We start from the raw sequence: 22,618 nt of genomic DNA, 5'->3' as shown, positions 1-22,618 counted from the left end.
GTCCGCCTCTCCGTTGGCACCGAGCGCAGACGATTGTGCCCGCGCCCTCGCCTCCTGGGGAGGTACGTACGCACATACGTATCGGATTCAACCGATGACCTGCGGATGACCTCACGGCGCCCCGGCCTCATCACGGACCTCGGTACCCGCCGGCTCCCGGACCGGACCGGCCCACCGCCTCCCGGCCCCCGGTCGCCCCGTCTACTCCTGCACCTCGATCAGGTACCCCTCGGTCTCCACCCCCGCGGCCGTCACCACCCGCACCTCCACCTGACCCGGTTCCACATCCACCGGCACCGGCACGGTCAGCACGCCGTCCGACGGATTGGCGAAGCCGCCCGCCACCGGGACCAGGGGCACCGGCACATGCACCGCCCCGATCCGTACGACGGTACGGGCCAGCCGGTCCGGCGTCCCGGCGCCCGGCGGGACGAAGCCGGTGCCACGGATCTCGATGTCCTCACCGGTACGGATGGGCGCCGCGAGAGCGCCGAGCTCCCGGGAGCGGACGACCGACAGAATGACCGGCCGGCCGCCCGGCACCGCCGTCCCGGCCAGATAGGTGACACCGGAGAGCAGCAGAAGTGCCACCAACCCCCAGGGCAGATCCGGCAGTCGGCCGGGCTGCCGCGCCAGGTACACCAGCGCATACGCCGCCACCGCCGCGTTGACCAGCACATACTGCGCGCCGGGGAAGCTGCCGCGCCCCGCGTCGTCGGCCAGCAGATCGACGGCCCGCGGCCGGTCGGCGGGCACCTTCTGCAGCCGCCCCGCCCGCACCCGTACGGTCACCAGGGCGTGCCCCAGCACCGCCACCGCGCACCCGAGGAGCAGGGCCGCCAACAGGCCCGAGCCATGCGGGAGTTCGAGGAGCCGGACGGCGCGGTGGCGCGCTCCGGAGCCCGCCACCGCCAGCCGGGCGGCCGCCGTCAGCACCGCGTACAGCACCACGACCACCCATCCCGCCGCGACCGCCCGCGAGGCCGACAGCCGCCGGTCCTCGCCGATCAGCGGGGCCAGCACGCCGCCCTGTGCGCCGTGCCGCCAGGCCGCGACCGTCAGGGCGAGGGCGAGCAGTACGGCGGCTATCAGCCCCGCCGTACGGGCCGAGGTCCAGCCCGAGCCGACAGCGGTCAGCGCCTGCCCGAGCAGCAGCGCGGCCACCGCGGCCCACAGCGCCGGCACGGTCCGCCGCTGGACGGCCGCCAGCCAGGCGACCCCCTCGGCGGCGGCGCGTTCGGCCAACGTCCGTGCGGACAGGGTGAGTTCATCGGAGACCCACTGACGGGCGGCTCCGGCGGAATGCGCGAGTCCGGCCGGTACGCCGCGCCCGGCGGCGAATTCCTCGCGCAGCGCGACAAACGCGGCGACCGCCTGCCGGTGCCCCGCGCGGGCGCCGTGCGGACACCGCCCGCACAGGCAGGCCCCGCCCCCTTCCGGCCCGCCCGTTCCGGCTACCCTGCCCGCCGCCTCAACAGACACGTCCGCTACCGCCCCGCACCATCGTCATCACCGTCGTGATCGTGATCGTCATGACCCGCACCCGGCTCGCCCACCGACCGGGGTCATCATCAACTTGTCATTCCTGAAGGGGAATTGTGCCCCAGATGGCGGGGACGCCCACCAAACGGCCAGTTGGGGGCCGGGTGGCACGGCCCGCCGAAGGTTGACGCCGGAGCAGGACGGCGCGCGAGACCCGCACAAGACGCGCACTCGGCTCGCGCAAGGCTCGCGTAAGGCGCATACGGGGCCCGTTCGCGCCCCGCACCCGACCCGTACGCGAGCCCTGTAGACGACCCGTACGCCCCGTAGACGCCCCGTAGCCAACCCGAATGCGCCCCAGAGGCAACCCGCAGACAAACCCCCAGGCGCCCCGTACACACCACAATTCCCCCCTCCCGCCCTTCCGTCGCGCACGCCCAACTACAGCCGCATATGCCGCACTTACCCCCTTCGAGGGAACCGGAGCCCTGTGACGGCTGAGCCACGCCCCGGACGTGCAGGCTCTCCGTCGTGTGGGAAATAGAACGATCACGCCGGTTCGCCGCAGGTCTCGCGGCGGCCGCGTTCACCGTGCCCTTCGGAATCGCCGTACTGGCGATCCCGGCACCCTCAGCCAGCGCTCACGACCGCCTCATTCACGACCGCATCGCTCACCACGACACCCCCGTCAGCCCCAACCACCCCACCCGTGACACCTACACCTCCATCACAGTCCACGCCCACGGCGACACCTGCGCCTACGCCGGGACCGGCCCGGACATCGACGTACCGACCACCTGGCCGATGCCGCGCGGCTGGCACTTCCCCTGTACGAAGGCCACCCCGACGCACCGGCCGCGCCCGCCTGCCCCGCCGCCCAGGCCACGCATCGCCCCACCCTCACCCCCGGCGCCCAGGCCGACGCCCACGCCGGAGCCGCCCCCACCTCCGCGGCCGACGCCACCGCCCCCGCCCCCGCCGCCGTCCCCGAAGGCAACGCCCGAGCAGGCCCCGGCACCACCCCCGCCCGTGCTGCCGCACACCCGCCCCACGGTGGCCCACAAACCCCACCCCAGGCACTCGATGGTGACCCGGACCCTGCTGGTCACCGCCCCGGCCGTACTGGCCGGCGCCGCGCTCCGTCCCCGTTCGAGCACCTCGTCCGGCTCGTCCGGACGCCGCTCCTCGTAGGAGGTATCCATGTCGCAATGGCTGGTACTGACCATCGCCATGGCCGCCGTCTGCGGCGTCGTCCTGGCCATCACGGTCCTCAAACAGCGCCGGATCGGCGCGGACGACGACCCGTCCGAAACGCCCGACGTCATCGAGTACATGACGATGATGGTGGGCGTGGTCTACGCCATCGTCCTGGGCCTGGCCATCGCCGGCGTCTGGGAGGCCCGTAGCGCCGCGGAGGACACCGTGCGGACCGAGGCGCAGGCGTTGCACGAGGTCAGCACGCGGGTGGCGGCGTATCCGCCGCCGGTGCGGGACCGTATCCGATCGGACGTCGACGCCTATGTCGGCTACATCGTCCACAAGGAATGGCCGGTGATGACCGAGCAGCAGCGGCTCACCCAGCGCGGTACGGACCTGCTGGCCAAGGTCCGCTCCGACGTCATCGGCTACCACCCCCGCAACGACTACGAAGGGCAGTCCTACCAGCCCCTCGTGGACCAGGTCGGGGTGGCCGACGACGCCCGCAACAACCGTGCGGATGCGGCCGGTTCGACGCTGCCGGGGGTGGTGTGGTTCGGGCTGATCGCCGGGGCCGCCGTCACCATCGGCCTGATCTTCACCCTGCAGATCCGGCGTTCGGCACGCGAGCTGCTGATGGCGGCGCTCTTCAGCGCGCTGATCGCCTTCCTGCTGTTCCTGGTGTGGGACTTCGACGCGCCGTTCAGCAGGGCGATCTCGACCGGGTCGGGAGCGTTCACGGACCTCTTCCCCCACGTGTAGAGCGTTCCCGCACCCGCGCGTCGAGGAGGAGGCGCGGGCCGTGCACCGGCGCCCTGCGGTCCGCACCCGGCCGCAGGGCGCCGCCGTATCGGCCGCCTGCCCCCCTCGACTCCCGCCCCGGCCAGCCGGTCAGTTGAACAGATCCGGCTCGCTCCGCGCGATCTGCTGATACAGCGGCTGGTAGTTGATCCACGCGACGAGGTCGTTGCCCAGCTGCTCCCGCGTGTGCACCGCATTGTGGTGGTCGATCAGCACCGGTTTTCCGGCCGCCCGCGCGGTCAGCTGCACCTGGCAGGACCGCTCCATGGTGATGAACCACCAGGCCGCCGCGTCCACCGAGTCGCCGACCGTCAACAGCCCGTGGTTGCGCAGGATCACGGCCTTGTGCGGCCCGAGGGCGACGGCGATCCGGCGGCCCTCCTCCTCGTCCACCACCACGCCCGTGTAGTCGTCGAACAGGGCGTGGTCCTCGTAGAAGGCGCAGACGTCCTGGGTGATCGGGTCCAGCAGCTCACCCAGCGAGGACAGCGCCCGGCCGTACGTGGAGTGGCTGTGGGCCGCGGCGATCACGTCCGGGCGGGCCTGGTGGACCTGGGAATGGATGGCGAACGCGGCCTGGTTGACGTGGTAGCGGCCCTCGACCACCTGGCCCTGCGCATTGACCAGGATCAGATCGCCGACCGTGATGTGCTTGAAGGACATCCCGAAGGGGTTGACCCAGAAGCAGTCGGTGAACTCCGGGTCCCGGGCGGTGATATGGCCCGCCACCCCCTCCTCGAACCCGAAGCGCCCGAACAGGCGCAACGCCGCGACCAGGCGTTCCTTGCGGTACCGCCGCTCGTCCTCGACGGTCTCGTGCGTGGGCGGCATCGCGAACTGCAGCAGTTCGGTGGGTATGGGCGTCGGCTCGGGCATCGGGCTCTCCTTCGGCACGTACGACTCACAGCGCTTCCCCCAGGGCGGAAGCTACCCTCCGGTACTTGCGAGAGCCAGAGCTGCGACGGGCATCGATGCGCAGCCCCGTCCCGCACCGCCGGCACCACGAGCGGCCGACGGCTCACTCCACCCCGTATCCGCTCAGCAGCTCCACCCCGCGCAGCAGCGCCGAGTGGTCGAGGGCTCCGTCACCGCGGGCCACGGCGGAGGCGATGAGCTGGGCCGCGACGGCGCCGACGGGGAGCGGGGCGCCGACGGTGCGGGCGGCGTCGAGGGCGTTGCCCATGTCCTTGTGGTGCAGCTCCAGTTTGAAGCCCGGGGTGTAGTCACGGGCCAGGAGGGTGGCCTTCTTACGGGCCAGCACGGTGGAGCCGGCCAGTCCGCCGCCCAGGACCTCCAGCGCGGCGGCGAGGTCGACGCCGGACTTCTCCAGGAAGACCACGGCCTCCGCGACGGCCTCCAGATTGACGGCGACGATCAGCTGGTTGGCGGCCTTGACGGTCTGCCCGGCGCCGTGCGGCCCGCAGTGCACCACGGTCTTGCCGACCGCTTCGAGGACGGGCCGGGCCGCGTCGAAGTCCGCCTTGTCGCCACCGACCATGATCGACAGCACGCCCTCGACGGCGCCCTCCTCACCGCCCGAGACGGGGGCGTCCAGCACCCGGATGCCCTTGTCGGCGGCGGCCCTGGCCAGGTCGATGGAGGTCTGCGGCGTGATGGAGGAGTTGTCGATCAGCAGGGCACCGCGCCGGGCGTACTCCAGGATGCCGTCGGGGCCGTACGCCACCGCCTCGACCTGCGGGGACGCCGGGACCATGGTGATGACGACGTCCGCGTCACGCACCGCCTCCGCGATCGACGCGGCCTCCTTGCCACCGGCCGCGATCAAGGCGCCGGCCCGGCCGGGGCTGCGGTTCCAGCCGACGACGGTGTGCCCGGCCTTGGCGAGGTTGACGGACATGGGGCTGCCCATGATGCCCAGGCCGATGAAGGCGATGGCGGCCATTGCACCCACCTCTAACTTCCGTATTGCGAAACCAAGTCATCGCTATCCGGAATCCATGATGTGGGGCGCAACAATCAACGTCAACTGTCAGAGCTCATCGATGCCGGTCAGGTCGATGTCGATGTCGTAGGGGACGGACAGTGCGAGCCGGTCGCGGTGCACGCCGGTCGGGACGTAGGCGCCGCCCGCCGGGTCCAGCACGTACGTGTAAACGACCGGCCGGTACTCCTGATCCGCCTCCACCCGCCAGAAGTACGGGATCCCGGCGTCGGCATACAGCCGTGGCTTGCGCCGCCGGTCCCGCTCCTCGGAGTCCGGAGACACCGTTTCCAGGGCCAGCACCACATCACTCGCGGCATAGCGGTCCGTGTCCGGTCCTCCGCGGGCCTCGGCCGTGAAGCCCTCGTACGGCGGCCTCGGCCAGTCCGGGAACAGTTCATGGACATCCATGCCTCACTCTCGGCACAGTCGCGCCGCGTCCGAGAAGAAACGACAACGCCGCCACTCAAACGAATGAGCGACGGCGTTTCGTCAACGGCGGTGGGAGATCACCGAGCGATGGTCACTCCCACTCGATCGTCCCCGGCGGCTTGCTGGTCACATCCAGCACCACCCGGTTCACGTCCGCGACCTCGTTCGTGATGCGGGTCGAGATACGGGCGAGGACGTCGTACGGCATCCGCGTCCAGTCCGCCGTCATGGCGTCCTCGGACGAGACCGGGCGCAGCACGATCGGGTGACCGTAGGTGCGGCCGTCGCCCTGGACGCCGACCGAGCGGACGTCGGCGAGCAGGACCACCGGGCACTGCCAGATCTCACGGTCCAGACCGGCCGCGGTCAGTTCCTCGCGGGCGATGGCGTCGGCCTCGCGCAGCAGGTCCAGGCGGTCCCTGGTGACCTCGCCGACGATGCGGATGCCCAGGCCGGGGCCGGGGAACGGCTGGCGGTGGACGATCTCCTCCGGCAGGCCCAGCTCGCTGCCGACCATCCGGACCTCGTCCTTGAACAGCTGCCGCAGCGGCTCGACCAGCTCGAACTCGATGTCGTCGGGCAGCCCGCCGACGTTGTGATGCGACTTGATGTTGGCGGTGCCGGTGCCGCCGCCGGACTCGACGATGTCCGGGTAGAGCGTGCCCTGCACCAGGAACGCCACCGGGTGGTCGTTCGGCGCCTCGGCCACGATCTCGGCCTGGGCCTGCTCGAAGACGCGGATGAACTCGCGGCCGATGATCTTCCGCTTGGTCTCGGGGTCGGACACCCCGGCCAGCGCGGCAAGGAAGCGCTCCTGCGCGTCGACGACCTTCAGCTGAACGCCGGTGGCGGCCACGAAGTCCTTCTCGACCTGCTCCGACTCGCCCTTGCGCATCAGGCCGTGGTCGACGTACACGCAGGTCAGCTGGTCGCCGATGGCCTTCTGCACGAGGGCGGCGGCGACCGCGGAGTCCACACCGCCCGACAGCCCGCAGATCGCGCGCTTGTTGCCGACCTGCTCGCGGATCGCGGCGATCTGCTCCTCGATGATGTTCCCCATCGTCCAGCTGGGCTCGATGCCCGCGCCACGGTAGAGGAAGTGCTCCAGGACCTGCTGGCCGTGGGTGGAGTGCAGCACCTCGGGGTGGTACTGGACTCCGTACAGCCGCTTCTCGTCGTTCTCGAACGCGGCGACCGGCACCACGTCCGTGGACGCGCTGACCGTGAAGCCCTCGGGGGCGGCGGAGCAGGCGTCGCCGTGCGACATCCAGACGGACTGCTCGGCCGGGGTGCCCTCGAAGAGGGTCGAGCCGGGCTTGGAGACGGTCAGCGGCGTACGGCCGTACTCGCGGGCGCCGGTGTTGTCGACCGTGCCACCGAGGGTGGTGGCCATCAGCTGGAAGCCGTAGCACATGCCGAAGACCGGGACGCCGGCCTCGAACAGGGAGCGGTCCAGGCGCGGGGCGCCCTCCGCGTAGACCGACGACGGACCGCCGGAGAGGATGATCGCCTTCGGGTTCTTGGCGAGCATTTCGGCCACCGGCATGGTGGACGGCACGATCTCGCTGTAGACCCTGGCCTCGCGGACGCGGCGGGCGATGAGCTGGGCGTACTGGGCGCCGAAGTCGACCACGAGGACGACGTCCGGGGCGGCGGCAGGGGGTCCTGATGACACTTCGCGGCCTTCCGGCGGTGGAACGAGGGGGTTGGACTTTCGATTCTAACGGGCTCATACTTGGCGCCATGTCCACGCAGCAGACCTTCGTCTTTACCTATGGCACCGGCCCGTCCGGCTGCCATGGTCGTGCTGCTTGATCGACTGACAAGCGACTTCCCCAGGCGCCCCGGGCCGACAAGGCCCGGGGCGTTCTGCATTCGGGACCACGTCGGCTCCGGGGCCCGTACCCCAGGAGATACGGATATGAGCACCGACACCGCGACCGCCGCCCCCGCCGCCCAGGCCACCGCGCCCGACACCGGCGCCAGCACCCAGGAGGCGGCCGGGCTGATCAGCGATGCGCGCAGCCGCATCGACGATCTCGACGGCCGCATCATCGGCCTCGTCCAGGAGCGGATGGCCGTCTCCGCCGTCATCCAGCGCGAACGGATGGCCTCCGGCGGCCGCCGGGTGAACCTCGCCCGCGAGATGGAGATCCTGGCCCACTACCGCAACCAGCTCGGCAAGCCGGGCACCGCGCTGGCGATGACCTTGCTGGAGCTGTCGCGGGGGCAGGTCTGAGAGGGGGCGGGTCTGAGAGGGGGCAGGCAGGGTCCGCGTGGCCGGAAATCGTCGGCTCCAAGGGCCTGGCGAGGGCGCGGGACGAGGCGGCGCGTGCCCGGCTCAGAGGCCGGATCTGAGTTCGGTTGCCGACTCACCCGTACGGCGCGTGACCGGCCGCCGAGGGGGTTCGTTGTTCCCGGTGCCGCGTCAGCCAGGCGCGGCCTGCAGGACTACGCGTAGACGCCGCCCCACGGGCGGAAAGCCGGAGCGATGAGACGCCGACCGCTTGCAGCGGTCCGCGTCGTGGGACCTCGCTCCGGTGCCGTGACCGGTCAGCAGGGGACAGCAGCCCGGTCACATCCGATGGGGTGGTCGGTCCTGGGGACGCCCGGGACCGACCGCATCCGGTCGAAACGGTTGCGCCGGGTGAGGCGCATCCAGGACGATGCTCGACGTACCGCTTTCCGCGCCCGGTTACGGCCTTCGACAGTGTCATTGGTCCACACCACCGCGCGGCCCGCACCACCTGAACCACACGCACCACTCCAGAGCCAGCGGCGCTACCCCCCCCCAGCGCCGCCCGTCGGTGCCGGCGCTGCCCTGACGCCGGCACCGAAAGCCAAGGGCCCCGTGGTCGTCCGCATCCCCCCTCGCGGACGGCATCCGGGGCCCTTCGCTCTGCCGTTGCTGTGCTTCCGCCGTGCCTTGACGGGGCCTTCGCCGAGTCGTTGCCGCGCCCGGACCGTGTGGCGCCAGCAAAGCTCACCGGGCCACGGGCGAGCCGCGGGCCCTCGGCCATGCATCGACGCGGCGACCACACTCCGGCGCGCGCCACCGGCCCGTCCGCGGCTCGCTGCACGGCTCATGCGGGACCTCTGCATGAGCTGTGAGTGATCTGTGCGATCCCTGTGAGCCATGTGACGGGCATCACCTTCCGTCACCCCCTCCGCCGAGCAACCATTTTCAGCCATGGCTGGTCATGTACCTGCAATCGCACGGCCACCCCGCGCCCCACCGCGACGGCCCGCACCTTCACGTGCCGCACCCCACGGCACTTTGGACCCCGAGAGGTCTTCTCGATGAAGCTTCGCCGTGCCCTGACGGCCGCTGCCGCTGCGGCCGTTATCACCCCCGCCGCCCTGATGGCGGCCCCCTCCGCGTATGCGACCGGTGCCGGCGCCGGGTCCAGCGCGAGCGCGGACCCGGCGCCGGCCACCCCCGGCCCGGAGCAGAGCGACGACACCGCCACGCCGGCCGAGACCCCCGCCGCCGGCGACGCCACTCAGCCCGCCGGCAACAACGACGGGACCGGAACGGCAACCGGTGACCAGACCGGGACCAGCACCGGCACCGGCGACCAGGCCGGGGCGACCGCCTCCGCCTCCCCGAGCGGCAACACCGAGCCCGGCGGCTCCCCCACCCCCGCCGCCTCGCCCAAGCCCACCGCATCGGCCGCCCCGTCCGACGTCCCCACGGACGAGCCCGACTGCAAGGTCGACGACAAGGCCGTCAAGGTCACGGTCGTGGACCTGCCCTCCAAGCTCGTCGCGGGCGCCGGCTGGTCCCGTTTCTCGGTGAAGCTGGCCAACACCACCGACAAGACGCTGAACGAGGTCCTCCCGGTCGTCGCCGCGGCTCCGGCCGAGAACATCGACCACCCCAAGTCCCTCCTGAACCTGGAGTACCAGGACCCGGACACCGGTAAGTGGACCTCGTTCGACGAGTGGACCGACGGCGCGTACTTCCTCGCCTACGAGATGGACCCGCACACCACCACCTCGCTCAAGCTGCGCATCCGCGCCGACAAGAGCGCCAAGGCGGGCGCCGGTTTCGCGCTGGTGACCAGCGACTACTACAACGAGGACGGCTCCTGCGGCTGGGCCCCGGAGCAGTGGTACGACTTCACCATCCTGGCCGCCGACAGCACGCCGGGCACGGTCCCGCCGGCCAAGCCCGGCGCGCCCGGCAACCACGCCGGTGCGCAGGGCAGCGAGAAGCCGATCAAGCACACCCGGCCCACGGGCGATATGAAGAAGGTCCCGGTGACCGGCGACCTCGCCGAGACCGGCTCGTCCTCCATGCTGCCGACCATCGCCCTGGTGGGCGGCCTCGCCCTGGCCGTCGGCGCGGGCGCCGTCTTCACCGTCCGGCGCCGTAGGACCCCCGGCACGGACGGGGGCGCGGCCGCGTAGCAGCGCTCGGCGAAGGGCCGCACCGTGCTGGAGGGTGCGGCCCTTTGTCGCGGGTGGGCCCTTAGGGGGCGTTCGCACGCATCCCCTAGGGGATGCGTGCGCCCCTTGCAGGCCACAACGTGGGGCGGGGGGAGGGTATTCCGGGTATCCCGGATACCCGGGTATCCCGAGTGCCAGGGGCCACTTCGTCGACGGGGCCAGTCCGGCGGCGGGGCTGGTTCCTCGGCGGGGCTGGTTCCTCGGCGGGGCTGGTTCCTCAGCGGCGCTGGTTCCTCAGCGGGGCTGATTCCTCAACGGGGCCAGTTAGCCGGCGGAGCTGGTTCGTCGAAGGGGCTACTTCTTCGGAGGGACCGTAGGCACCGGTACGAACGGCAGGTTCAGGGCGCCGAAGGCGTGTGGGGGGACCGCGGGGTGGGTGGGGGCGATCGGGGGGATGCGTTCGTAGGGGTGGCCGGGGGTGGGGCGGGGGTCGGGGTCGCCGTTGTTGGGCCAGAGGGACATGGCGCGTTCGGCCTGGGCGGTGATGGTGAGGGACGGGTTGACGCCCAGGTTGGCGGAGACCGCGGCGCCGTCGACGACCGAGATGCCCGGGTGGCCGTAGAGGCGGTGGTACGGGTCGATGACGCCGGAGTCGGCCGAATCGCCTATCGGGCAGCCGCCGAGGAAGTGCGCGGTGAGCGGAGTACCCATCAGTTCGCCGATGTTGGAGCCGGCGAAGCCGTTGATCTCCTCGGCGAGCAGGGTCGCCGCCCGGGTGGCCTCGGGGATCTGGTTCGGGTTCGGTGCGCCGTGGCCCTGGCGGGCGGTGAGCAGGCCCTTGCCCAGCCCCTTCGGCTTGCGGTACGTCGTCAGGGAGTTGTCGAGCGACTGCATCACCAGGCCGATGATGGTCCGCTCCGACCAGCGGCGGTTGGAGAGCGAGCGGACGGCCAGCCAGGGGTGGCGGACCAGGTTGGCGAGCCAGCCCGCGACGCGGCCCGTCGGCCGGTACGGGACCTGAAGGATCGTCAGGCCGCCCATGGAGTTGGATCCCTTGCCGTAGCGGACCGGCTCGATATGGGTGTTCTCGTTGGGGTGGATCGACGAGGTGATCGCCACGCCCTTGGTGAAGTCGACCTTCGGCGCGCCGTGCCGCGTGCGGTAGCGGCGGTTGTCGCTCTGCGCGCCCACCAGGGCCTCGGAGTTGGTGCGGGTGAGCGAGCCCAGCCGGCCGGAGACGTAAGGGAGCAGGCCGCTGTCCTTCATGCGGTGCAGCAGGGTCTGTGTGCCGTAGGTCCCGGCCGCGATGACGACGCGGCGGGCGGTGAACGTCCGGCCCGTGCCCTTCTTCTTGTTGTCGGTCGGCAGGGTGCCGACGGCGAAACCGCCGCGGGAGTCCTCGGTGAGGGTGACGACGGAGGTCATCGGGTGGATGACCGCGCCCGCCTTCTCGGCCAGGTAGAGGTAGTTCTCGTTGAGGGTGTTCTTGGCGCCGTGGCGGCAGCCCGTCATGCACTCGCCGCATTCGGTGCACGCCGCGCGGGAGGGGCCCGCGCCGCCGAAGTACGGGTCGGCCACCGTCGCTCCGGGCGCGGCCTTCGCCGCCCCGTCCGCGTCCTGCCCGTCCCCGAAGAACACCCCGACCGGCGCCATGTGGAAGGTGTCGCCGACGCCCATGGCCTGCGCGGTCGCCTTCAGATGGACGTCGGAGGGCGTCATCGTCGGGTTGAGCCGCACCCCCAGCATCCGCTGGGCCTGGTCGTAGTACGGCTTCAGCTCCTCCTGCCAGTCGGTGATGTCCTTCCACTGGGGATCGTCGAAGAACGGCTTCGGCGGGACGTAGAGGGTGTTGGCGTAGTTGAGGGAGCCGCCGCCGACGCCCGCACCGGCCAGGACCATCACCTTGCCGAGGAGATGGATGCGCTGGATGCCGAAGAGGCCGAGTGCGGGGGCCCAGAGGTAGTTCTTCAGGTCCCAGGAGTTCTTGGGCAGCGTCTCGCGGGTGAAGCGGCGGCCGGCCTCCAGGACGCCCACACGATAGCCCTTCTCGGTCAGGCGGAGCGCGGAGACCGATCCGCCGAAGCCTGATCCGATGACGAGGACGTCGTAGTCGTAGCCGCCGCGCTCGTCGGCGTGGGCGCCGTCCGCCGCCGCCTCCGGGGCCTGTTTTTGGGCGGAGTTCTCCTGGGGCACTGGCCCTCCCTGGTGATATGTCTGAGATATCCGGGTTGCCGGAGGCTGATGATCGGGTACGGACGGTCGGGGGGCGGCTTGTGGGGACGGCTGGTAGGGGCGGATCTACCGGAGCCGGAACGCCTTCATCGCGCGCAGGCTGCGGGTCATGAACTGGGCGTACTTCTCGTCCGTCATCCCGAAGGACGGCGCGAGCGGCATGATCCGCTGATGGGCCACGGTCTGGGCCTCGGTGTACTTGAGGATGCCCTCGGAGCCGTGGCGGCGGCCGAGTCCGGAGTCGCCCATGCCGCCCATCGGGGACTGCACGCTTCCGTAGCCGGCGGCGTAGGACTCGTTGACGTTGACCGTGCCGGTGCGCAGCCGTGCGGCGACCGCCCGGCCGCGGCGCCCGTCCTTGGTCCAGACGCTGGAATTGAGGCCGTAGGGCGTGGCGTTGGCGAGCGCGATCGCCTCGTCCTCGTCGCGGAAGCGGTAGATCGAGACGACCGGACCAAAGGTTTCCTCGCTGCACACGGCCATCGGGGCGGCGACGCCGTCCAGAATGGTGGGCTCGTAGAAGAGGGGGCCGATGTCGGGGCGGGGGCGGCCGCCCGCGACGAGCGTGGCGCCCTTGGCGACGGCCTCCTCGACATGGCGGGTGACGGTCTCCAGCTGCCGCTCGCCCACCAGGGAGCCCATGTCCGCCCCGTAGGCGAGGGCGTTGCCCAGGCGCATGGCCTTCGTACGGGCGGCGAAGCGCTGGACGAAGTCGTCGGCGACGGACTCGTGGACGTACAGCCGCTCGATGGAGATGCACAGCTGGCCCGCGGAGGAGAAGCAGCCGCGGACGGCGCCGGAGGCGGCCTTTTCCACATCGGCGTCGTGCAGCACCAACATGGCGTTCTTGCCGCCCAGTTCGAGGGAGCAGCCCACCAGACGGGCCGCGGCGCCCTGGGCGACCTCTCGGCCGGTGCGGGTCGAGCCGGTGAAGGAGACGTAGTCGGCGTGCCGCACGACCTCGGGGCCGACGACCGGGCCGTCGCCGAGGACGACCTGCCACACCTCCGGCGGCAGCCCGGCCTCGATGAGCTGCTCGCGCGCCCACAGCGCGGTCAGCGCGGTCTCCGTGTCGGGCTTCATGACGACGGCGTTGCCCGCGACGAAGGCCGGGAGGGCGTCGCCGACGGAGAGCTCGAAGGGGTAGTTCCAGGGCGCGATCTGGCCCACCACGCCCCGGGGCTGACGCAGTTCGGTGACCTTGGTGAGGGTCGGTACGACGCCGGTGTGGCCCTTGGGCCGGAGGTAGGCGGGGGCCTTGCGGCCGTAGTGGCGGGCGGCGACGGCGACCGCCTGGACCTCTTCGTGGGCGTGCAGCCGGGCCTTGCCGGTCTCCAGCTGGATGAGGTCGAGGACCTCGGCCTGGCGCTGGAGGACGAGGTCGTGGAAGCGGAGGAGGACGGCGGCACGCTTGCGCACGGGGACGCGCGCCCAGCTCTCCTGGGCGGCGCGGGCCCGCTCGAAGGCGGTGGCGACGTCCTCGGGGGTGGACTCGGGCAGGTCCGCGAGCTTCTCGCCGGTGAAGGGCGTGTGGTTGGCGGTCTTGCCGGTGCCGACCACGCCACGGGTCAGCCGGGCGACCACCTCGGGGGTGACCACATCTGCGGCGGTACGGGTACCGGGGGCGGCGGGTGCCACGGGGTTCCCTGCGGGGCTTGCGGGGCTTTCCTGGGCGCTGTCCTTGGTGCCTTGCGAGTCCGTCATGCGGGGGAGCGTATTCCTCCCCGGGCGCTTTGTGTACCCGGGAGTAATAGGTTTTCACGCCCCACCCACAAACGTGCCAGTGATTGCTGGCCGTAAAGGGTCTGGTCAGCGGGTATGCGCGGGGGCCGGGTGCGAGGCCGGGTGCGGATCTCCGGTCGGCGGCCGGGGCCGTGCTAGGAGCCGGTGAGCCGGAAGGCGTTCACGGCGGTGTCGAAGTGGCGTTTGGCCTCCGCGCGGGAGCCTACGGGCGCGGAGATCCATACGTCGATCATCTTGCCGCTCTCGGTCCAGCTCAGGTCGTAGGTGTAGCGCGAACCGCCGTCCTGGGCGCTGCCGCTCCAGACGAACGTCCAGAGCCCGGCCTGGAGCCCGTTGTGCGTGGTCTCGGTGACCTTGCCCTGGCGGTAGCCGTCGTAGTCGCGGGGGCCGTTCGCGTCCGCCGTGCGCATCGCGCCGATCGGCCCCTCGGGCACCGGCTTCTGCAACTGGACGCCGATCCGGAAGCGCTTGCCCTGGGAGTAGTAGTAGACCCGGTGCTTCTCGTAGGAGCGGGTGAAGCCGTCCGGTACAGCCATGGAGAAACCGGCCGGATCGTGGACGAGGACGTAACCGGTGGGAATTTTGGGGGCGTTGGAGCCGGACGGCCTGGAGGTGATGGCGACGGTCGCACCCGGTTTCGGCGTACCGCTCGCGGGCGCGCCGGACTCGGCGCCCGACTCGGCACGGGACGGGGAGTGCCCGCCGTCCCGGGACGCGGCGGGGGTGCCCTTGCCCTGGGTGCCCGGGTCGCCGTTCCCGTTCATGAGCAGGGCCGTCAGGCCCGCGCCCGCCCCGCCGAGGACGACCACCGCGAGCGCGATGAGCAGGGCGATGGGGGTGCGGGAGCGGCTGCCGGGGCGGCCGGGGACGGCTCCTGCGGGCGTGTGGGGGGCGTGGGCGGGGTCGTATCCGGTGCCGTAGGCAGGGCCGTATCCGGGGTCGTGTCCGGCGCCGTATCCGGTGGGGGCGACGGGGGTGCGGCCGGGGGTACGGGCCTGGGGCGGGCCGCCTGCGGCGGGCGGGGGTGTGGGGCCGGGGGGCGGGGCACCGGGCAGCGGGGTGCCGGTCGGCGGGGGTGGTTCGTTGCTCGGCCGGGGCGGTGTCCCACCCGGCGAGAGCGGTTCCTCGCTCGGCGGGTGCTCGCCCGGGAGGCCGGTGCCGGGGAGGACGCCACCGTGGAGGGCGCCGCCGGGGACGACGTCACCGTGCGGCTCGCCGCCATGGAGGCCGCCGCCATGGACGTCATCGACGTCATCGTGTCCGTCGGCGAACGGATCGGCCCCACCGGAGAACGGATCGGGGCCGTCCGAGAACGGATCGGCCGCACCGGGGCCGGGCCGCCGGGGGCCCGCGCCCGCCGCGGCCGGCTCGTCGAAGCCCGCGGACCGGCTGCGCCCCCAGTGCCCCGGGGCGCCGCGCTGCGGGGTGCGCCCGGTCCGTAGATAGCCGCGCAGCAGCCGCTCGGCCTCCGCGATGTCCATCCGGCGCTCCGGGTCCCGCTCCAGCAGCCCCTCGACGACGGCGAGCAGCGGCCGGGCCGCCGGTGGGATCTCGATCTCGTCGTACACGACGGCGTGCAGCACCCCGCCGATCGAATCCCGGCGGAACGGCGATTCCCCGCTGAGCGTGGCGCACAGCAGCACCCCGAGCGACCACAGGTCGGCCTCGGGGCCGGTGCCGCGACCGGCCATCCGCTCCGGCGCGGTGTATTCGGGCGAGCCGACGAACCCGCCGGCCTCGGTGAGCGTCGTCGCGCCCGGAACCTGGGCGATGCCGAAGTCGGTCAGCACCACCCGGTTCGTCGCGGACTCGATCAGCACGTTGGCCGGTTTGATGTCGCGGTGCAGCACCCCGCGGGCGTGCGCCGCCCGCAGCGCGCCCAGCAGCGCGAGCCCGATCCGGGCCGCCTCGCGCGGGGCGAGCGGGCCGCCGGTGTAGAGCCGGTCGGCCAGCGACGGGCCGTCCACCAGCTCCATCACGATCCACGGCCGGCCGTCCTGCTCGACCACGTCGTGCACCACGATCACCTGCGGATGCTTGACCTGGGCGACGGTCCGGGCCTCGCGCATCGCCCGATCCCGCTGCACGCGCGCCTCGGACTCGGCCGTCGTTTCGTCCAAGTGCAGTTCTTTTACTGCGACATGACGGCCCAACAGTTCGTCGGTGGCGCGCCAGACCGTTCCCATTCCGCCGCGGCCCAGCCGTAGTTCCAAGCGGTAGCGGCCGCCCACCAGTCGGCCCTCGCCCCCGAAGATCCCCATGGGCCCATCTTGCCGCACCGCGCCCGGCCCGCAGGGGGCAGTCCCCCTTCCCCCGCGGCCAGTTGTGCGCGCGTGCGCTCTGACCTGGGAGCCCCTTGATCCACTGGTCTCCTGTCTTCCACCGCGCCCACGAAGGCAGTTACGAAGGCAGTTGTGGCAAGCACCGTCGCCGGCACCGGCACACCGCCGCGTTCCGGCTCCCGTTCCTTCGGCCGTCGCACGACACGGGAGGGAACCTCCCCCGCCCCTCCCGCCGTCCTTGACACAGTGAGGCCAATGAGGTCGTCGTACGGGAGCGGCGGCCGGTGCGTACGGCGGCCGGTACGGCGGAACGGGGGTCGGCCATGGTGATGCAGGACGGCGGAACGGTGGACGTCCGTCCGGGCTCCGACCCGGGCCGGGCAGCCCCGGAGCACAGCGGTGCCTATCTGGCGAGCGGTCTGTGCCTGGTCCTGTACGGCGCCGCACTGCTGGCCTGGACGGTCTACGGGCTCGGCCAGGCCGACACCACCGCCTGGGACTTCGTCGAGGGCCTGTTCAATCCGGGCGCGACCCCAGCGCCCCAGGTGCTCGGCCCGTACGAATGGGCCTTCACCGTCGCGTTCCTGGCCGTCGGCGGCCTCACCCTCGCGCAGCGTCGCACGGCCCGCAGCGCGGCCCTCCTGTGCGGCTTCCTGCTCCTGGCCGTCTCCCTGCGCGAGGGCGTCGGCCTGTTCAACGCCGCCTACCGCGACCAGTACAGCAACGATCCCCTGGGCGGCTGGGCCCTCGCCACCCGTGGGCTGGGCCTGGTGACCGCGCTGGTCGTCCTGGCCGTGCTGCGCTCCGCCACCGAGCGCGCCGCGGACGCGGCCCCGGTATCCCCCATGTCGGCCCGCCGGCGCCGCCACTCCCGTATCTGCGGCGTCCTGTTCCTGATCACCGCCGCCGTCCGCGTCATCTGGACCGTCCGCGCGCTGAGCTCCAGCGAGATGGCCACCACCCGCTATCTGCGCGGCGCGGTCGACGGCTCCGTCCTCGGCACCCTCGACCTTTCCGCCTCCACGGAGTTCACCACCGTCAGCTCGGTCCTCGTCCTGCTGATCCTCGGCGTGATCGCCCTCCGCGGCCACCGGGACATCCGCGGCGCGCTCCTCGTCTTCGCCGCCGTCGAGCTGTATCTGACCGTACGGACCGTGGTCTTGCTGGCCGTCACGGACTTCTTCAGCCTCTCCTCCGAGACCCCGGAGGGCGCGCTGTCGATGGCCACGACGGCGTATGCGCTGGCGGCGATGACGTCGGTGGTGGTGCTGGCCACCGGGCGGGCCTACGGGCCGTACGGCGGTGTACGGGGGGCGCTGGGGCCGGGGGTGCCTTCTTCGGAGTGAGGCGGGGGTGGGGCGAGCCGCGCCTCAGTCGTGTGCCCTGAGCTCGTCCGCGAGCCTTCGCCCTTGTGGGGCCTTCCGGCGCAGCAGCACCGCCGCCGTGGTGTGCAGTTCGTTCCACGCGTGCGGCCGTCCGATGTCCGCCGCATCGGGGACGCTTGTCAGGGCGGCGATCAGGGCCTGTTCGGCCTCACCGGCTTCGGCGTGGGCGTGAGCGAGGCAGGAGAGGTACCAGGCGCTGTCGCGGCGGTAGTTGGCCGGCAGGGCGTGGAGGCCGGTGGTGATGTGGCGGGTGGCGGCCGCCCACTCGCCGAGGTGCATGGCCGCCATGCCGCGCTGGAGGGTGAACCAGGTCTCGTCGTAGAAGTACATCCAGGGCGGCTCGTCCTCGGGGTGCTGCGCGGCGCGGGTGATCAGGTCCTGGGCCTCGTCCAGGAGGCGGTGGGCCTCCTCGGGCACACGGCTGAGTGCATGGCCGCGTGCCTGCATCTGGGCGGCCATGCCCTGCACTCCCAGGGATGTATCGGGCGCCGACCAGCGGGCCGCCTCCGCCAGCCGTGCGCATCGCCGTCCTCGGCCTCCGGACCAGGCCATATGCGCTTTCATGCTCAGGGTTGTCGCGGCCATGTTGGCGTCACCGGCCTCGAGCGCCCACTCGTGGGATCGGTCGTACCAGGCCAGGGCCGCGGCCGACTGGCCTTGGTCCTGGGCCATCCAAACGAGGAACTGGGCGTGTTCCGAGGCGAGCCGCACGACGCGCTGCTCCAGAGGTCCCCGCGCACTGGCATAGAGGTTCACGACCGTACGCAGCTGCTGTCCCATCACCTCGACCAGTGGCCGGGAACCGATGAAGTCCTCGGCCCGCCGGTGTTCCGCCAGGAGGCGGTCGAGCCAGTCCAGTGTGGCGCCGTCGACCCGGTGGGAGCCGTCGACGGCATTGGTGACGCGATCGAGCAGATCCTCGTCCGGGGCGGTGCCCGCGAACGCGAGCCCCGGGACGGGCAAGGAGACCGCGCGCGGCCCCGCGTTCGGCAGTCGCTCGGCGGGGATGCCCAGCCCCGTGACGATCCGCTGCCGCACCTCCACGGAAGTGACCCGGCGCCGTCCACGCTCGATCTCGGAAACATCGGGCTGGACGAGTCCAACGCGCACGCCGAGCCGCATCTGGCTGGTGCCGGTGAGGCGTCGATACGTACGGAAGACGGCGCCCCAGTCCTCGTCGGCGAGGGCGGCCACGAGCCGCGGGTGAGACCAGAGGCCCGTGTCAAAATCACCCATGGCTCCAATATAGGGCGGGCCTATAGGGACTTGGGATGGGTCGGGGCGGGATTCGGGCGCGAAGGTCGTGACCGACAGATTTCCACAACCGCGCACCGGACAGGAGCCGCCCCCATGACCACCCCCTTCCCCAGCCCCTCCATTCCCCCCACCCCCCGTCTCCTCCCCTGGACCACCCCCGACGGGGACAAGCCCTGCTATCTGCTCACCGATGCCGAGGGCGGCTATCTCTCCGACCGGGCCGACCGGATGGAGGCGGTGCAACTGGACATGGGGAAGGGTCTGCTGGAGCACGCTCAGGAGATGGTCGACGATCCGGCGACCGATACGCGGCAGTTGCGGTTTTTGTCGGTGCAGCTCGGGGCGGCGCTGCGGGATGCCGTACGGATCGCGGAGAGCCGGGGAGGGGGAGCGACCGCGAGGGGGTAAGGGGAGCAGCTGGAAGGCGGCTGGCGGGGCGCTGAGCGGCCCGTGAGGGGCCCTCTGGGGCGCTGAGGGGCCCGGGATGGCGGTGCGGGGGAGATCCCCCTCCGAACCGCCCCCGCACGCCAGCGGCGGCCGCCGCGTGTGGGGGTCGCGGCGGCCGCCGATGTGAACTGCAACGCGTCGTGGGCTTGTGGCCTCTTCAGTGGTGCAGCATGTGAACCACTCTGCCCGCGGTGACCCTCCCGCGGCATCCTTCGCAGGTCGCGGGATCACCCCCGCCGGTCGGCGGGGGTGCGGGACCGCCCAGTGGCGGGCTCCGGGACAGGGGGTACGGAGTCGCGCAGCGCCGGGTGGTTCCGTGAGCTCGGATGGGTGCGAAGGAGAAAGGGGCGGCCGGTGATCCGTGTCGCTGTGGTGGACGACGAACGGCTGGTCAGGTCCGGGTTGCGGATGATTCTGGGGACCGCCCCGGACATCGAGATGGTCGCGGACTGCGGCGGCGCCGAGGCCGTGGACACCGTGCTGGGCAGCGGCGCGGACGTCGTGCTGCTGGACATCCGGATGCCGGACGTGGACGGGCTGACCGTACTGCGACGGCTGCGGGCCGCGCCGGAGCCGCCGGCGGTGGCGATGCTGACGACCTTCGACGCGCAGGAGTATCTGACCGCGGCGCTGCGGGAGGGGGCGGCGGGCTTTCTGCTGAAGGACTCGGATCCGGAGCAGCTCGTACGGGCCGTACGGACGTTGGCGGCGGGCGGCAGCGTGCTGGACCCCGGGGTGACGCGGGCGGTGATCGGCGGCTATCTGACGGCCGAGGACCAGGCGGCCGCGACGCGGGCGGTCAGCGGGCTCACCCCGCGCGAGTCACAGGTGCTGGCGCTGCTCGGCGAGGGGCTGGGCAACGCCCAGATAGCGGAGCGGATGGGCCTGGCACCCAGCACGGTCAAGGACCATGTGCGGGCGCTGCTGGGGAAATTGGGCGGGATCAACCGCGTACAGGCCGCGATCGTGGCGGACCGGGCCGGCCTGGTGACCGGCGTCCCCCGGGGCGCGATATGAGCGCCCCGGGCAGAGCGGGGCGCAGACGGGAGCGGGCGGCGGCGCGGCTGCGGGCGCTCGCACGGGGGGTGTGGGGGCAGCAGGTGCGGCGGATCGCCCCGGTGGTCGTACCGGTGCTGCTGGCCGTCGCCGACGCGGTGCTGGTCAACGGGCTGAAACTGGCCCTGGAGCTGGGCGTCTCGGTGGTGGCGGCGACGGCGTTGCTGCTGCGCCGACGGTTTCCGCTGCTGGTCTTCCTGGTGACGCTGCCGGGGCTGTACATCGGCTACATCTGGTTCGCGCCGATGATCGGGCTCTATACGCTGGCCGCCCGCCGGCCGGGCCGGGTGCGGCTGGGGATCTGCGCCGTCCTGCTGATCGCCGCGCACTTCCTCCCGTATCCCATCTCGGACTTCGAGCCGACCCACTACCGGGAGAACACCCTGGTGCTGATCGACGCCTGCGTCACCGCGGCCGCGCCGATCGCCATGGGGCTGCTGGTGCGGACCCGCGGGGAGCTGGCACAGCGGGTGGAGGATCTGACCCGCAGCCTGGTCCGTGAGGACCGGCTGCTGGCGGACCGGGTCAAGACCACCGAACGGGCCCGGCTCGCCCGGGAGATGCACGACGTCGTGGCCCATCAGGTGAGCCTGATCAGCCTTCAGGCGGGGGCGGTGCAGGTCAGCACGGAGGACGAGGCGGCGCGGGCGGGCGCCCGGACCATCCGGGAGCTGTCCGTACGGACGCTGGAGGAGCTGCGGCACATGGTGGGCGTGCTGCGGGCGGACGGCGGCGGGGGCACGGCCGGGGCCCAGGGCCTGGCGCCGCAGCCGGACTTGGAGGAGCTGCCGCGGCTGATCGAGATGAGCGCGCTCGATGTGACGTACGAGGGGGGTGTGGTCGCGGGGGCGACGGGGACGAAGACGGTGGAACGGGCGGCGTTCCGTACCGTCCAGGAGGCGCTCACCAATGTGCGCAAGCACGCACCGGGCGCGCAGGTGCGGGTCCGGGTCGGGCCCGAGGGCTCCGGGGAGGCCGAGAGCCTGCGGGTCGAGATACGCAACGGGCCGCCGGACGAGACGGCCATGGCGCCCGCACTGCCCGGCGGCGGACACGGGCTGGTGGGGCTGCGCGAGCGGGCCCAGAGCCTGGGCGGGACGCTGGAGGCCCGGCCCACGTCCGACGGGGGGTTCGTGGTGCGGGCGGTGTTTCCGTACGGGGGGACGGGGGCGGCGGCCGCGGGGGCGGGGTGACGGCCGGGGGACGGGGCCGTCCGGTGGGGCCTCGCGTCCGGTGGCGCGTGCCCCGGCTTCAGGCCGAGAGCGGCGCCGCCGCCTCGTCCACGGCCGTGTGCAGATCCGGGTAGACCTCGAAGAGCCGGCGCACGCCCAGCGCGGCGAGGACGCGGTTGACGTGGGAGCCGTCGACGGCGCCCTGGGCGGGCAGGATCAGCCGCAGCCGACCCTGACAGGAACGCATCAGACGGCGGGCGGCGATCAGCACGCCGACGCCGCTGGAGTCACAGAACCGGACCTCGGAGAGATCGAGGACCAGACTCCGCCGGCCGTCGGCCACCGCGTCGTGCACATGCTGGCGCACCGCGGGCGACGTGACCAGGTCCATTTCACCGGAGACCTGAAGTACCGCCCACCGGCCCTGTTCGCCCTCTGCCACCTTCAACGACACGCGCTCGAAGCCTTTCGCTCGCTTTCGGACCGGATGCACCACGGATCTGTCCGGAGCACACCCTTCCCCGGCTCGACTGCCCGGCCTCTCTCCCCTGAAACTCTTCCGAATCCTTGGCGCAACAGGCCGTTCCCCCCAAGGCTATGCCCAGAGCGGAGCACCACTTCTCCGGTATCCGGTCACACACGGATAACACATCGGCCGATACGGGCACGAACGAAGCACATTGAATCGCTCAACGCGCGTCTACCGGTCGCTTTCCCTCCCCTTCGATCGGGGGATACCACCCCATGGTGACAACTCCCTTACTATCCGCTCCCTTACCATCCCCACCCCCGAAGAAC

At 72.0% G+C, this 22,618-nt stretch carries 18 protein-coding genes; 7 read left to right on the top strand and 11 right to left on the bottom strand.

The features are described 5' to 3' along the window. Window positions 1–201 precede the first annotated feature (201 nt). On the bottom strand, window positions 202–1,482 hold the full coding sequence (locus tag B1H19_RS25045; RefSeq protein WP_083107018.1) for a hypothetical protein: 1,281 nt from the start codon (window positions 1,480–1,482) through the stop codon (window positions 202–204). 758 nt (window positions 1,483–2,240) lie between these two features. Beyond that, on the bottom strand, window positions 2,241–2,684 hold the full coding sequence (locus B1H19_RS39340; RefSeq protein WP_083107017.1) for a hypothetical protein: 444 nt from the start codon (window positions 2,682–2,684) through the stop codon (window positions 2,241–2,243). On the opposite strand from B1H19_RS39340, the gene B1H19_RS25035 reads away from it, so the two are divergent. Further along, window positions 2,683–3,441: a bestrophin-like domain gene (locus B1H19_RS25035; protein ID WP_083107016.1), complete on the top strand. Its 759-nt coding sequence runs from the start codon at window positions 2,683–2,685 to the stop codon at window positions 3,439–3,441. The genes B1H19_RS39340 and B1H19_RS25035 overlap by 2 nt on opposite strands. Before the next feature lie 129 nt (window positions 3,442–3,570). On the opposite strand, the gene B1H19_RS25030 is transcribed toward B1H19_RS25035, so the two are convergent. The 4 genes from B1H19_RS25030 to guaA all read right to left on the bottom strand — a co-directional run bounded on the left by B1H19_RS25030 (window position 3,571) and on the right by guaA (window position 7,529). Further along, window positions 3,571–4,356 carry a class II aldolase/adducin family protein gene (locus tag B1H19_RS25030; RefSeq protein ID WP_083107015.1) on the bottom strand — a complete coding sequence of 262 codons (786 nt, stop codon included), beginning with the start codon at window positions 4,354–4,356 and terminating at the stop codon, window positions 3,571–3,573. 142 nt (window positions 4,357–4,498) lie between these two features. Continuing rightward, a complete protein-coding gene (locus tag B1H19_RS25025; protein WP_083107014.1) occupies window positions 4,499–5,383 on the bottom strand; it encodes a 2-hydroxy-3-oxopropionate reductase in 885 nt (294 codons plus the stop codon). Between the two features lie 87 nt (window positions 5,384–5,470). Next, window positions 5,471–5,833 carry a Uma2 family endonuclease gene (locus B1H19_RS25020; protein ID WP_083107013.1) on the bottom strand — a complete coding sequence of 121 codons (363 nt, stop codon included), beginning with the start codon at window positions 5,831–5,833 and terminating at the stop codon, window positions 5,471–5,473. A 112-nt stretch (window positions 5,834–5,945) separates the two neighbouring features. Next, complete coding sequence (gene guaA, locus B1H19_RS25015; RefSeq protein WP_083107012.1) at window positions 5,946–7,529, bottom strand: glutamine-hydrolyzing GMP synthase; 1,584 nt, start codon at window positions 7,527–7,529, stop codon at window positions 5,946–5,948. 246 nt (window positions 7,530–7,775) lie between these two features. Here guaA and B1H19_RS25010 point away from each other — a divergent pair, with 246 nt between their 5' ends. Both B1H19_RS25010 and B1H19_RS25005 read left to right on the top strand, forming a co-directional pair. Beyond that, window positions 7,776–8,093: a chorismate mutase gene (locus tag B1H19_RS25010; RefSeq protein ID WP_083107011.1), complete on the top strand. Its 318-nt coding sequence runs from the start codon at window positions 7,776–7,778 to the stop codon at window positions 8,091–8,093. Between the two features lie 1,061 nt (window positions 8,094–9,154). Further along, a complete protein-coding gene (locus B1H19_RS25005) occupies window positions 9,155–10,267 on the top strand; it encodes an LAETG motif-containing sortase-dependent surface protein (protein WP_083107010.1) in 1,113 nt (370 codons plus the stop codon). 333 nt (window positions 10,268–10,600) lie between these two features. On the opposite strand, the gene B1H19_RS25000 is transcribed toward B1H19_RS25005, so the two are convergent. From B1H19_RS25000 to B1H19_RS24990, 3 genes are all read right to left on the bottom strand, one after another. Then, the gene (locus B1H19_RS25000) at window positions 10,601–12,439 is read right to left on the bottom strand and encodes a GMC oxidoreductase (protein WP_083107009.1); all 1,839 of its coding nucleotides are present in this window, start codon (window positions 12,437–12,439) and stop codon (window positions 10,601–10,603) included. A 105-nt stretch (window positions 12,440–12,544) separates the two neighbouring features. Further along, window positions 12,545–14,182 (bottom strand): succinic semialdehyde dehydrogenase, encoded by a 1,638-nt coding sequence (locus B1H19_RS24995; protein ID WP_083107008.1) that lies wholly within the window; start codon window positions 14,180–14,182, stop codon window positions 12,545–12,547. Window positions 14,183–14,355: 173 nt separating this feature from the next. Continuing rightward, the gene (locus tag B1H19_RS24990) at window positions 14,356–16,482 is read right to left on the bottom strand and encodes a serine/threonine-protein kinase (RefSeq protein WP_083107007.1); all 2,127 of its coding nucleotides are present in this window, start codon (window positions 16,480–16,482) and stop codon (window positions 14,356–14,358) included. Between the two features lie 344 nt (window positions 16,483–16,826). On the opposite strand from B1H19_RS24990, the gene B1H19_RS24985 reads away from it, so the two are divergent. Continuing rightward, entirely contained in the window at window positions 16,827–17,849 is a 1,023-nt protein-coding gene (locus B1H19_RS24985; protein ID WP_083107006.1) for a hypothetical protein, read from the top strand. Window positions 17,850–17,873: 24 nt separating this feature from the next. Here the strand turns inward: B1H19_RS24985 and B1H19_RS24980 are convergent, their stop codons facing one another. After that, window positions 17,874–19,124, bottom strand: coding sequence for a helix-turn-helix domain-containing protein (locus B1H19_RS24980; RefSeq protein ID WP_083107005.1), 1,251 nt, complete (start codon window positions 19,122–19,124; stop codon window positions 17,874–17,876). Between the two features lie 114 nt (window positions 19,125–19,238). On the opposite strand from B1H19_RS24980, the gene B1H19_RS24975 reads away from it, so the two are divergent. The 3 genes from B1H19_RS24975 (at window position 19,239) to B1H19_RS24965 (ending at window position 21,841) form a co-directional block, all read left to right on the top strand. Then, on the top strand, window positions 19,239–19,553 hold the full coding sequence (locus B1H19_RS24975; protein ID WP_083107004.1) for a hypothetical protein: 315 nt from the start codon (window positions 19,239–19,241) through the stop codon (window positions 19,551–19,553). A 393-nt stretch (window positions 19,554–19,946) separates the two neighbouring features. Next, window positions 19,947–20,609, top strand: coding sequence for a response regulator (locus B1H19_RS24970; RefSeq protein WP_083107003.1), 663 nt, complete (start codon window positions 19,947–19,949; stop codon window positions 20,607–20,609). Next, entirely contained in the window at window positions 20,606–21,841 is a 1,236-nt protein-coding gene (locus tag B1H19_RS24965; RefSeq protein ID WP_083107002.1) for a sensor histidine kinase, read from the top strand. The genes B1H19_RS24970 and B1H19_RS24965 overlap by 4 nt, the downstream gene beginning before the upstream one ends. A 58-nt stretch (window positions 21,842–21,899) precedes the next feature. On the opposite strand, the gene B1H19_RS24960 is transcribed toward B1H19_RS24965, so the two are convergent. Next, window positions 21,900–22,274 carry an STAS domain-containing protein gene (locus tag B1H19_RS24960; RefSeq protein ID WP_030067429.1) on the bottom strand — a complete coding sequence of 125 codons (375 nt, stop codon included), beginning with the start codon at window positions 22,272–22,274 and terminating at the stop codon, window positions 21,900–21,902. Window positions 22,275–22,618: the final 344 nt, after the last annotated feature.

The organism is Streptomyces gilvosporeus (assembly GCF_002082195.1).
Taxonomy (GTDB): domain Bacteria; phylum Actinomycetota; class Actinomycetes; order Streptomycetales; family Streptomycetaceae; genus Streptomyces; species Streptomyces gilvosporeus.
The sequence above is the reverse complement of the archived record's forward strand: the minus strand, read 5'-3'. Positions and strand labels throughout refer to the sequence as shown.

Coding starts and splice junctions, on each gene's coding strand:
- B1H19_RS25035 (WP_083107016.1), top strand. CDS start 2,683: ATGTCGCAATGGCTGGTACTGACCATCGCCATGGCCGCCGTCTGCGGC.
- B1H19_RS39340 (WP_083107017.1), bottom strand. CDS start 2,684: ATGGATACCTCCTACGAGGAGCGGCGTCCGGACGAGCCGGACGAGGTG.
- B1H19_RS25030 (WP_083107015.1), bottom strand. CDS start 4,356: ATGCCCGAGCCGACGCCCATACCCACCGAACTGCTGCAGTTCGCGATG.
- B1H19_RS25025 (WP_083107014.1), bottom strand. CDS start 5,383: ATGGCCGCCATCGCCTTCATCGGCCTGGGCATCATGGGCAGCCCCATG.
- B1H19_RS25020 (WP_083107013.1), bottom strand. CDS start 5,833: ATGGATGTCCATGAACTGTTCCCGGACTGGCCGAGGCCGCCGTACGAG.
- B1H19_RS25010 (WP_083107011.1), top strand. CDS start 7,776: ATGAGCACCGACACCGCGACCGCCGCCCCCGCCGCCCAGGCCACCGCG.
- B1H19_RS25005 (WP_083107010.1), top strand. CDS start 9,155: ATGAAGCTTCGCCGTGCCCTGACGGCCGCTGCCGCTGCGGCCGTTATC.
- B1H19_RS24995 (WP_083107008.1), bottom strand. CDS start 14,182: ATGACGGACTCGCAAGGCACCAAGGACAGCGCCCAGGAAAGCCCCGCA.
- B1H19_RS24990 (WP_083107007.1), bottom strand. CDS start 16,482: ATGGGGATCTTCGGGGGCGAGGGCCGACTGGTGGGCGGCCGCTACCGC.
- B1H19_RS24985 (WP_083107006.1), top strand. CDS start 16,827: ATGGTGATGCAGGACGGCGGAACGGTGGACGTCCGTCCGGGCTCCGAC.
- B1H19_RS24980 (WP_083107005.1), bottom strand. CDS start 19,124: ATGGGTGATTTTGACACGGGCCTCTGGTCTCACCCGCGGCTCGTGGCC.
- B1H19_RS24975 (WP_083107004.1), top strand. CDS start 19,239: ATGACCACCCCCTTCCCCAGCCCCTCCATTCCCCCCACCCCCCGTCTC.
- B1H19_RS24965 (WP_083107002.1), top strand. CDS start 20,606: ATGAGCGCCCCGGGCAGAGCGGGGCGCAGACGGGAGCGGGCGGCGGCG.